Raw genomic sequence first — 10,918 nt, forward strand, 5'->3', positions numbered from 1 at the left:
GATCACTGCTCCTGGGGGGATGGGAAGGGTCCGCCGTTCAGACTAGCGGGAGGGAACGTCACGCTCATCGTGGTCCCACCGGTCGTCGCGTTGGTGCCGGCCCAGGCGGTGCCGCCGTGCCGCTCGGCGATCCGCTTGACGATGGAGAGGCCCAGCCCGGTGCCTCGGTAGCCGCCGTCGAGGTGGGCGCGGTGGAAGCTGTCGAACACCCGCGACTGCTCGTCCGCCGGGATGCCGATCCCGTTGTCGCTGACCTCGACCAGCACCATCGGGGGCGCACCTTCCTCACGGACCTCGCGCGCGGAGATGCGTACGTCGGGCGCCACCCCCGGCGCGACGTACTTGACCGCGTTGCCGACCAGGTTGTCGACGACCTGGCGCAGCAGCACGGGCTCGGCGAGCACCGCGGGCAGGTCGTCGCCGACGACGACGATGGACGGCGTGGCACCACCCCGCACCCGCTCGGCGTCGATGCGGGCCCGAGCGACGTCCGCGGCGAGCGAGCCGAGGTCGACCCGGACCGGCTTGATCTTGAGGTCGCGGGCGGTCGTGTAGGCCAGCAGGTCGCTGATCAGGTGCTGCATGCGCTGCGCCGCGCGCAGGATGCGGTCGAGCTGGTCGGCCTGCCGGTCGAGCGGGACGACGACACCGTCGCGCGCGGCCTCCAGCAGCGCCTCCGACCAGCCCTCGACGACCGTGAGGGGGTTGAGCAGGTCGTGGGCGACGACGCCCGCGAACGACGCGAGCTCGTCGCGTTCGCGCCGGTCGGCGGTCACGTCGTGGAAGACCACGACTACCAGGGGCGGGTCGGTGTCGGGCAGCGGGCGGGCCGTCACCTCGAGCATCCGGCCCTCGGGGGCCTGGGGGTTGCGCACGAAGAGGTCGACCGCCTCGACCGCCTCTCCCGCGAGGGCCTGGGCGAAGATCCCCTGGTGCCGCGACGCCGGCGTCCCGTCGGCGTAGAAGATGCCGGAGCTCTCGCTGGCGATCCGGCCCTGCTCGTCGAGCCGGGGGCGACCGACCAGGTGCGTCGCCGCCTCGTTGCGGAGCACGATGCGTCCCTCGGGGTCGAGCACGCTGACGCCGTCGCCCATCGTGTCGAGGATCGTGCGCAGCAATGTCGCCTGCTCGAGCGACTCGGCCTCCGAGCGCTCGAGGCGACGGTTGGCCTGCAACAGCTCGCGGCGGGCCACGGAGAGCGTGAGGTTCAGGACGACGATGACGGCGATGTAGGCCTGGAACACCAGCTCCCGGGTGCCGACGTCCTCGATCGTCGTGAACGGCCCCTCGTTCAGGACGACCGCGATCGTGACCCCCGTCGCGAGGAGGAGCGCGTGGATGTCGGAGACCCACGAGGAGAAGCGGGAGCCGGCCCACACGCACGTCGCCAACAGCAGGAAGGGGACGGGCAGCTCGTCGTTGACCCAGAACACGAGCCAGGTCGCGACCACCGTCACGATGGCGAGGGAGGTCGCCTCCAGCACGCTGCCGCGGCCCAGCCCGCCGAGCCCGCCACGCGGTGCGCGCGCCGCGCTGCGGGCCAGCAGCGACAGCGGGAAGATCGCGATGACGGCGACCCCGTTGCGCAGGATCCAGGTCAGCAGCGTGTCCCAGCTCCCGTTGCCGAGGGACAGCAAGGCGCCGGACCCGACGGCGGCCGCCACCGTCGCGGAGACGAACGTGGCGCCGCCGAGCACCCCGAGCTCGCGGACGCCCTGCACGCCGGGTGGCGGATCCTCGCCGAAGCCCCACATCTCCGGGCACCACCGACTGAGCAGATACCCGAACACGAGCACCTGCACGACGGTGCTGACCGCGAAGCCGATCGCCAGTCCCGGCTCCGCCCCCGTGACGGCGTTGGCCGCGAACGAGCAGGCGAAGAGCACCGACGCATCCACCACCAGCCAGCGCTGCCAGCCGGTGACCGCGAGCCAGGCCGCCGCCACGCCGGCGGCGGGCCAGACCAGGGCGGACTCCGAGCCCTCGAGGACCGTCTGTCGACCGAGGAACGCCGCGAACAGGAAGTAGGCGGCGAAGGCGCCGAGGTCGAACAGCCGTGCCCGCGTCACCGTCACCCCTGGCTCCCGCCCCTCGCGAGCGCCCGGCGAGCGGCCGCTCGCAGGTCGTCGGGGTCGAAGGGCTTCGCGATGCGCTCGGCACCGGTGCGCTCGATCCGGTCGATGACCTCCCCGGTCCACTGCACGGTGACGAAGACCGCCGGCAGGCCGGGCCACACCTGCTCGACCTCGGCGAGCAGCGCGACGCCGTCGGTCTCGGGCAGCGCGTAGTCCATGAGCACCAGGTCGGGCCGGTAGTCCGGCTCCGCCTCCTGCAGCTGCCGCAACGCGGCCGCGGACGGCACGCCTCGCAGCTCGTGGCCGTCGGTGAGCATGCAATGCGCGATCCAGTCGCGCACGTCGGCGTCGTCCTCGACGATGAGTACCCGGGGCACGAGTCCGACCCTAGTGGTCATCGACGGAAGTTCGTCGAGGGTGGCCGTCGTCCAGGTGCGTGCAGCGCAAGGCGGCGGCGCGAAGGCAGACTGGGGTCTTTCGAGCGCTGCCAACGCAGCGATGTGCGTGCCTGGGCGGCGGGGACCCCGACGAACTGACGGAGATGGCCACCAGCGGCCATCAGGGGTGTTCAGAGCAGACGTCGCACGGCGTCGCGCAGGGCCTGCTCCGGGTCCACGCCGGCCGCGCGGGCGTCGACGACGAGCGCGAGCAGGCGGTCACCGATCTCCGTCGGCGGGTCCTCCGCCGGCGCCGCGACCGGGGATCCCGCTCGCTCGAGGCGGTCGATCACCTTGTCGGCGTACAGCAGCGCGGGCAGGCCGGGCGGCAACCCGTCGGTGACCGAGGTCCGCGCCTTCTCGGACGCCTTGATCGACTCCCACACCTCGTTGATCTGTGCTGGATCGGTGGGGGCCGGCGTGCCGCCCTCGCCCGACCCGAAGACGTGCGGGTTGCGCCGGCGCATCTTCTCGATGATGTCGGCGGCGACGTCGTCGATCGTGAACTCGCCGGTCTCCTCGGCGATGACCGCGTGGAAGTAGACCTGGAGCAGCAGGTCGCCGAGCTCCTCGCGGAGCAGCGCGGCGTCGCCGGTGTCGATCGCCTCGAGCGTCTCGTGGGTCTCCTCGAGCAGGTAGCGCGCGAGCGAGCGGTGCGTCTGGCCGGCCTTCCAGGCGCACTCGGCGCGCAGGCGACGCATCACCTCGAGGAACTCCAGGAGCGGCTCGCCCGACGCGGGTTTCGAGGTGGTTCCTGAGGAGCCGACGGAGTCGGCGTCTCGAAGGGCTCGCTCCGCTCGCACCTCAACCACCGTCCGGGACTCAGCCGCAGCGCTGCGTCTCGGGGAGGGTCGCGGCGTACGTCGTGTCCGGCTCGTCGCCGCTGGCCCGCGTGGCGTTGTCGCTCACCGGGAAGGAGACGCTCGTGTCGGTGGGCACGGCCCGGCCGCCGTCGAGCTCCACGCCGTAGCGCGGGTTGATGCGCACGTCGTGGTCGTCGAGCCACTGCTGGAAGAGCGCGGCTCCGTCGTCGCCGGCGGCGTCGACCACGGCGGAGACGTAGAGCTCGGCACCGCTCACGTCGATCGCGGCGTCCTTCTCCGCCTCGCTCAGCCCCTCGAACTGGCCTCCGGCCTCGGCCTGGTCGACCGCCTCCTGGTACGACGGCCCGGCCTCGACGCCCTGGTCGGCGGCGAACTGGTCGGCCGCCGAGCGGAGCGCCAGGCTGCCGGCGACCCGGGCGTTGAGCTGGCTGCGCGGGATCGCCTGTCCCTGCAGCTGCGGCGTGACCGCGGGACAGTAGTCGGCGGCCACGTCACGCACCGTGCTGTCGCTGATGGTCTCGTCGCCGACGCGGGCGGCGATGCCGGGGTTCAGGTCGGGCACCGAGCCACAGCCGGTCAGCAGCACGGCGGAACCGATGGCCACCACGGCCAGCCCACGCAGTCGGGGGGTCACTTGCTCTCCTCGGGGTCGATCACGGAGTCGATCACCTGGCGAGCCCATTCAAGCAGGGCGATGCCGCTCAGTGGCTGACCCCCGATGCCGGCGGTCATCGGGCGCGGCACGAGGATCGTGCTGACCGGCGCCTTGACGATCGACTTCGGGTACAGCCGGTTGAGGCGCACGACGCGCGACTCGGGGAGGTCGACCGGCGCGAACCGCACGTTGCGGCCGGCGATGGTGACCTCGCCGACGCCGGCCTGGCGAGCCCGGGCGCGGAACCTGGCGACCAGCAGGAGCGAGACGACGTCGATCGGCGGCTCGCCGTACCGGTCCAGCAGCTCCTCGTTGATCAGGTCGACGTCGTCGTCGGAGCGCACCTCGGCGAGCCGCTTGTACATCTCCAGCCGGAGCCGCTCGCTCGGGATGTAGTCGTGCGGCAGGTGGGCGTCGACGGGGAGCTCGATGCGGACCTCGTTGAGCTCCGGCTCGCCCTCGCCCTTGAACTCGTGCACCGCCTCGCCGACCAGCCGGACGTAGAGGTCGAAGCCGACGTCGGCGATGTGGCCGGACTGCTCGCCACCGAGCAGGTTGCCGGCGCCGCGGATCTCGAGGTCCTTCATCGCGATCGCCATGCCGCCACCGAGGTCGGAGTGCTGGGCGAGCGTGGCGAGCCGCTCGTGCGCGGTCTCGGTCAGCGGCTTCTCGGACGGGTAGAGGAAGTACGCGTACGCGCGCTCGCGCGAGCGGCCGACCCGGCCACGCAGCTGGTGGAGCTGGGACAGGCCGAGGGTGTCGGAGCGCTCGATGATCATGGTGTTGGCGTTGGAGACGTCGAGGCCGGACTCGACGAGCGTCGTGCAGACGAGCACGTCGGAGCGCTTCTCCCAGAAGTCCAGCATCACCTGCTCGAGCTGGCGCTCGTTCATCTGCCCGTGCGCCGTCGCGACCCGGGCCTCGGGTACCAGCTCGCGGATCCGGGCGGCGGCCTTCTCGATCGAGTTGACCCGGTTGTGGATGTAGAAGACCTGGCCCTCGCGGAGCAGCTCACGGCGTACGGCGGCGATCACCTGGCGGTCCTCGTAGCCGCCGACGTAGGTGAGCACCGGATGGCGCTCCTCGGGCGGCGTGGTGATCGTCGACATCTCGCGGATGCCGGTGATCGCCATCTCGAGCGTCCGCGGGATCGGCGTCGCCGACATCGACAGCACGTCGACGCTCGTCCGCAGGCGCTTCATCTGCTCCTTGTGCTCGACGCCGAAGCGCTGCTCCTCGTCGACGATGATCAGCCCGAGGTCCTTGAACCGGACGTCGGGGTTGAGCAGCCGGTGGGTGCCCACGACGACGTCGATCGAGCCGTCGGCCATGCCGGCCATGACCTCGCGTGCCTCGGCGTCGGTCTGGAACCGGCTGAGCCCCTTCAGCACGACGGGGAAGCCGCTCATCCGCTCGGAGAACGTGCTCAGGTGCTGGGTGACGAGCAGCGTCGTCGGCACGAGCACCGCGACCTGCTTGCCCTCCTGGACGGCCTTGAACGCCGCCCGCACCGCGATCTCGGTCTTCCCGTAGCCGACGTCGCCGCAGACGAGCCTGTCCATCGGGACCGTGCGCATCATGTCGGCCTTGACCTCGTCGACCGTGCTGAGCTGGTCGGGGGTCTCCTGGAAGGGGAAGGCGTCCTCGAGCTCGCGCTGCCAGGGGGTGTCCGGGCCGAACGCGAATCCCTGCGTGGCCTGGCGCGCGGCGTACAGCTTGATGAGCTCGGCGGCGATCTCGCGGACCGCTCGGCGGGCCTTGTTCTTGCGCTTGGTCCAGTCGGCACCGCCGAGGCGGTCGAGCGACGGCGCCTCGCCGCCGACGTACCGCGTCACCTGGTCGAGCGCGTCGGCGGGCACGTAGAGGCGGTCGGCGGGACCGCCGCGCTTGCTCGCGCCGTACTCGAGGACGAGGTACTCGCGCACCGCTCCCCCGACCTCGCGCTGCTTCATCTCGACGAAGCGGCCGACGCCGTGCTGCTCGTGCACGACGTAGTCGCCGGCACGCAGCTCGAGCGGGTCGATCTGGCGCTTGCGCCGCGCGGGCATCTTGCGCATGTCGCGGGTCGACGCCTTCTGGCCGGACAGGTCCTCGCCGGTCAGCACGACGAGCCGGTTGGCCTCGTCGACGAAGCCGTGCGTGGCGGCGCCGCAGCTGATCGTCACGACGTCGGCCGCGAGGTCGGTGGCCTCCTGGACGTCCTCGGCGACGCGCGCCGGCACGTCGTGCTCGGCGAGCACCTCGCGCATCCGCTCGGCCGGGCCGTGGCCGGCGTGCAGCACGACGACGCGCTGGCCGTCGGCGCGCCAGCGGGCGATGTCGCCGATCGCGCGCTCCATCTCACCGCGATAGGCGTCTGCGGGCTTCGCGGACAGCACCCGGGTCGGGACGGCGTGCTCGTCGTCGACGGCGGCGTCCTCGATGCCGAAGGGACTCACCGTCCACCACGGCTTGCCCTGGCCGATGGCATGGGTCCGGACGTCGCCGATCTCGCGGTACGACGCGGCGCCGAGGTCGATCGGCGCCGTACCCCCGCCGGCGGCGGCCGCCCAGCTGGCGCCGAGGAACTCCTCGCTGGTCGCCACCAGGTCGTGGGCCCGGCGCCGGGCGCGCTCGGGATCGAGCACCAGCACGTGGGTGTCGTCGGGCATCAGGTCGACGAGCAGCTCCATCTCGTCGACGAGCACCGGGGCGAGCGACTCCATGCCCTCCACGGCGATGCCGGCCGCGATCTTGTCGGTGAGCTCGAGCAGCTGCGGGTGCCGGCGACCCAGCTCGGCGGCCCGCTCCCGCACCTCGTCGGTGAGCAGCAGCTCGCGGCAGGGCGGCGCCCACAGCCGGTCCAGCTTCTCCAGCGTGCGCTGGTCGGCGACGGAGAAGGAGCGGATCTCCTCGACGTCGTCGCCCCAGAACTCCACGCGGAGCGGGTGCTCCTCCGTCGGCGGGAAGACGTCGACGATCCCGCCGCGCACGGCGAACTCGCCGCGCTTCTCCACCAGGTCGACGCGGCTGTACGCCGCGCCCGCGAGGCGGCGTACGACGTCGTCGAGCGGAGCCGTGCCGCCGGGCTCGAGCTCGACCGGCTCGAGGTCGGCCAGGCCCTTGACCTGCGGCTGGAGCACCGACCGCACCGGGGCCACGACGACCCGCAGCGGGCCGTTGGACGGGTCGTTCCCGGGGTGCCGGAGCCTCCGCAGCACGGCCAGGCGGCGGCCCACCGTGTCGCTGCGCGGGCTGAGCCGCTCGTGCGGCAGCGTCTCCCAGCTCGGGTAGTACGCGACGTGCGCCGGGTCGACGAGGTCGCCGAGCGCCTCGACCAGGTCCTCGGCCTCCCGGGACGTGGCCGTCACCGCCAGCACCGAGCGGCCGGCGCCGACCAGCCCGGCGACGACGTACGCCCGCATCGCCTCGGGGCCTGTGAGGTCGAGCGCGGGCACGGCACCGCCGCTGGCATCGGCCATCGCCTCGTCGAGCGTCGGGTCGGCCAGGACGGCGGCGGCGAGGCCGGAGAGGTGCACGGCGGTCCCTTCGGGCGGTTGCAGGTGGGTGCAGGCAACACGGAAGCCCCCGGTCAGGCCTGACAGGGGGTGCGTCGCCGAGTCTACGAGAACGTTGAGTCGGGCCTCCCTCACAGGTGGGTTGGGCCCGGACGCAACGTCAGTCTGTGCGCTCGGCGTACGCCGTGGCGGCGGCGTAGACGTCGTCGATGTAGGTCTGGGAGTGGTTGTAGGAGAACACCGCGTCCGCCCAGCCGGCGCCGGAGGTGAGGTCGTGGCCGTCGGCGCACAGGTATCGCGCGGCGGCGAAGGCGGCGTCGTCGATGTCGTTGGGATCGGCCACGCCGTCGCGGTCGCCGTCGGCGCCCCACGTCTCCCACGTCGACGGGATGAACTGGAGCGGGCCCACGGCGTGGTCCCAGGTCGGGTCGCCGTGCCAGGCGGTGCTCTCGGGGGTGGCCGGGATCGCGGCGAACTTCCTCCCGTCGAGCGCCGGGCCGAGCACCGCGGACGACGAGTGCCCGTCCTCGCCGAGGGTGCGACCGCCGAGGGTGCCGTGCTGGGACTCGACCCAGCCGATGCCGGCCAGCGTCGTCCAGCCGACCTCGCAGTCCTCCGGCTCGGCGAGCTGGGCGTTCGCGTAGGCGCGGACCGCGGGTGCGGGGATCCCCGCCCTGGCTGCGACGTCGGCGACCCAGGCGGGGTCGACGACCGTGGGGGCCGCGGGCGCGTCGTCCGGCTGGGGCGCCAGCCTCGCGTGCGGACGGGGCGCGTCGACGTACCGCGGCTGGTCGGCGACGACCAGCGGTTGCCGAGCCAGGATCGTCTGGGACAGTGCGTAGCCGAGACCGGCGACGACGACCAGCGCGGTGGCGAACGCCGCGATGAGACGGCCAGGGCTCATCCGAAGCGGCCGTGCACGTAGTCGCTCGTGCGCTGGTCCTGCGGGCTCTGGAACATGGCAGCAGTATCCCCGTGCTCCACGATGACCCCGGGCGTGCCCTGGGAGGCGAGGAAGAACGCGCACTGGTCGGAGACCCGCGCCGCCTGTTGCATGTTGTGGGTGACGATGACGATCGTGACCTCGCGCGCGAGGTCCTTCATCGTCTCCTCGATGACCCGGGTGGAGGTCGGGTCGAGCGCCGAGCACGGCTCGTCCATCAGCAGCACGCGCGGCTTGATCGCGAGCGAGCGCGCGATGCAGAGGCGCTGCTGCTGGCCGCCGGAGAGGCCGCCGCCGGGTGCGTCGAGGCGGTCCTTGACCTCGTTCCAGAGGCCGCCCTTGCGCAGGCAGGACTCGACGAGCTCGTCCTTCGCCGAGCGCGAGGCCTTGGTGCCGGTGAGCTTGAGGCCGGCGAGCACGTTCTCGCGGATCGACATGGCCGGGAACGGGTTCGGCTTCTGGAACACCATGCCGATGGCCCGGCGGGCGTCGATGAGCCGCTTGCCCAGGTCGTAGATGTCCTCGCCGTCGAGCAGCACCTGGCCGCCCAGCTGGGCGGACGGCACCAGCTCGTGCATGCGGTTGAGGATGCGGAGGAACGTCGACTTGCCGCAGCCCGAGGGCCCGATCAGCGCGGTGATCCTGCCGGCGGGCATCGTCAGGGAGACCCGGTCCAGCACCTTGTGCTGACCGAACCACGCGGTGATCTCGCGGGCCTCGATCTCGGCGAGGCGGGCGCTCGGGGCGGGAGTGGTCGCGGGGAGTACGGCGGTCTGGTCGGAGGCGGTCATCGTCGTTCCTGTACGTCGTGCGTGGATGGGTGCCGCCGGCCCGTCCGGAGGGACGGACAGGCCGGCGGCGGTTGGTGCTACTGCGTCACTTCTTGGCCTTGACGACCTTGATCGTGAAGGTCTTGGTCCCGGCGAGGTGCGTGGCGTCGCCGGCGTACCGGATGGTCAGCTTGTGCTTGCCCGGCTTCATCTTCTTGAGGGTGAAGGCGGCCTTGCCCTTCTTGAGCTTGGCCGAGTCGAGCTTCTTCTTGCCCTTCGAGACCGTCACCTTGCCGGTGGCGCCCTTGATGCTGACGACGCCCTTCGCGGTCGCGACCTTGGCCTTCTTCTTCAGCGCGAGCTTGGCCGGGAACGACTCCGCGATCTTGACCTTGGCCTTGGCGGCCACGTCGGACACCGTGACGGAGGCGGTCGCCTCGGACGGGTCGTAGCCCGCGGCCGGGACGAAGACCGCGCGGTAGGTGTGGGCACCGGCCGCCACGTTCGACAGGTTCGCGGTGGCGGTGCTCGACACGAGCGGAACGCCCGAGGCGACCTTGGTGGCGCCCTCGTAGAAGTCGAACGTGCCCTGCGGCGCGGTCTTGCCCGAGACCGAGGCGACGAGTCGCGAGGACTTCGCGGCCGGGCTGGTCGCGACGAGCTTGCTCGCCGTCGCCACCTGGACGTTGGTCTTGAAGTTGGTCACCTTGCCCTGGGTCGCCTGGCCGCAGACGCCGCCGTTGGCCGGGGTGGCCAGCTGCTCGAAGCCGGCCGCCGAGATCATGTCGCGCGACGCGGTCGCGCACAGCGCCCCGGCGGTGCCGAAGGCGGCCTGGACCGCCGCGTTGTTCAGGTCGGTGCCGCGGACGACGTTGTAGAGCGCGCGGTCGGCGCTCCAGCCACCCTCCAGCCGCAGGGTCGTGCCGAGCAGGCCGGCGCGACCCTTCGAGAACGGCGCGATCGCGTCGGCGTCGCCCTTGATGGTGGCGTCGTCGTGCTCCTGGACCTCGGACACCTTGGTGAAGTCGATGTTGGCGGTGCCGCCCTTGATCGCGTTGAGCTGCGAGGTGAAGAAGCTGCGCGTGCCGGACCCGGTCTGCGGGATCTTCGGCTTGATCGTGCCGGCCGCGCCGCCGACCTGGCTCCAGTCGGTGATCGTGCCCTCGTAGATGCCGAGGATCTGCTGCGGCGTGAGCGAGGCGGGAGCGTGCGAGGGGACGCTGTTCGACACGGCCATCACGAGGGTGTCGAGTGCGAACGGGAAGGCCTGGAGGCCGGCCGCGGTCTCGGCGGGCGAGTTCTCGGCGGAGGACCGCGCGAAGTCGATGTCGGTGTTGTTGTCCGCACCGTAGAGCTTCGCCTTGCCGTTGCCCGAGCCGTTCGGCCGGGGGAACGCGGCGTTGTTCGGCAGCGCGATGGTGCCGCCACCGGTCGCGGCGTACGTCGCGATCCGGAACGCCGGGGCCGGCGTCCTGGCGTTCCACGCGTCGGCGAACACCTTCATCGCGTGCTGGCTGGTGTCCGAGCCGACGCCGATCAGGTCGGCCGTCGTCGGGGCGAAGGTGGTGTCGTCCGGGTCGACCGCCGCCGATGCCGGACCTGCCGACAGCGCGATCGCCGAGCCGGCGAGGGCGGCCGCGACCGCGCCCGCCAGAGTCCTGCGTACGAACATCTGAGGTTCCATTCCTGTGATGTGGTGCCTGGTGTCGTGCAGAGG

At 72.0% G+C, this 10,918-nt stretch carries 8 protein-coding genes; all 8 read right to left on the bottom strand.

Annotated features, from left to right (window positions below; all coding sequences use genetic code 11):
* Positions 1–2: 2 nt before the first annotated feature.
* The 8 genes from ACFQQI_RS09960 to ACFQQI_RS09995 all read right to left on the bottom strand — a co-directional run bounded on the left by ACFQQI_RS09960 (position 3) and on the right by ACFQQI_RS09995 (position 10,873).
* Positions 3–2,069 (bottom strand): ATP-binding protein, encoded by a 2,067-nt coding sequence (locus ACFQQI_RS09960; protein WP_378561720.1) that lies wholly within the window; start codon positions 2,067–2,069, stop codon positions 3–5.
* 2 nt (positions 2,070–2,071) lie between these two features.
* Positions 2,072–2,452, bottom strand: coding sequence for a response regulator (locus ACFQQI_RS09965; RefSeq protein ID WP_378561723.1), 381 nt, complete (start codon positions 2,450–2,452; stop codon positions 2,072–2,074).
* Positions 2,453–2,643: 191 nt separating this feature from the next.
* Positions 2,644–3,315 carry a MazG family protein gene (locus ACFQQI_RS09970; RefSeq protein ID WP_378561726.1) on the bottom strand — a complete coding sequence of 224 codons (672 nt, stop codon included), beginning with the start codon at positions 3,313–3,315 and terminating at the stop codon, positions 2,644–2,646.
* Between the two features lie 19 nt (positions 3,316–3,334).
* A complete protein-coding gene (locus ACFQQI_RS09975) occupies positions 3,335–3,970 on the bottom strand; it encodes a hypothetical protein (protein ID WP_378561729.1) in 636 nt (211 codons plus the stop codon).
* Positions 3,967–7,452 carry a transcription-repair coupling factor gene (gene mfd, locus ACFQQI_RS09980; RefSeq protein ID WP_378562305.1) on the bottom strand — a complete coding sequence of 1,162 codons (3,486 nt, stop codon included), beginning with the start codon at positions 7,450–7,452 and terminating at the stop codon, positions 3,967–3,969. Before mfd ends, ACFQQI_RS09975 begins: the two co-directional genes overlap by 4 nt.
* Before the next feature lie 196 nt (positions 7,453–7,648).
* On the bottom strand, positions 7,649–8,392 hold the full coding sequence (locus ACFQQI_RS09985; RefSeq protein ID WP_378561732.1) for a lytic murein transglycosylase: 744 nt from the start codon (positions 8,390–8,392) through the stop codon (positions 7,649–7,651).
* The gene (locus ACFQQI_RS09990; RefSeq protein ID WP_378561735.1) at positions 8,389–9,222 is read right to left on the bottom strand and encodes a phosphate ABC transporter ATP-binding protein; all 834 of its coding nucleotides are present in this window, start codon (positions 9,220–9,222) and stop codon (positions 8,389–8,391) included. The genes ACFQQI_RS09985 and ACFQQI_RS09990 overlap by 4 nt, the downstream gene beginning before the upstream one ends.
* 85 nt (positions 9,223–9,307) lie before the next feature.
* A complete protein-coding gene (locus ACFQQI_RS09995; RefSeq protein WP_378561738.1) occupies positions 9,308–10,873 on the bottom strand; it encodes an Ig-like domain repeat protein in 1,566 nt (521 codons plus the stop codon).
* Between the last annotated feature and the right edge of the window lie 45 nt (positions 10,874–10,918).

It is taken from the genome of Nocardioides sp. GCM10030259 (genome assembly GCF_042666375.1).
Lineage (GTDB): Bacteria > Actinomycetota > Actinomycetes > Propionibacteriales > Nocardioidaceae > Nocardioides.

Excerpts from the sequence above, each read along its gene's own strand:
- mfd (WP_378562305.1), bottom strand. The coding sequence starts at position 7,452 with ATGGCCGATGCCAGCGGCGGTGCCGTGCCCGCGCTCGACCTCACAGGC.
- ACFQQI_RS09985 (WP_378561732.1), bottom strand. The coding sequence starts at position 8,392 with ATGAGCCCTGGCCGTCTCATCGCGGCGTTCGCCACCGCGCTGGTCGTC.
- ACFQQI_RS09990 (WP_378561735.1), bottom strand. The coding sequence starts at position 9,222 with ATGACCGCCTCCGACCAGACCGCCGTACTCCCCGCGACCACTCCCGCC.
- ACFQQI_RS09995 (WP_378561738.1), bottom strand. The coding sequence starts at position 10,873 with ATGTTCGTACGCAGGACTCTGGCGGGCGCGGTCGCGGCCGCCCTCGCC.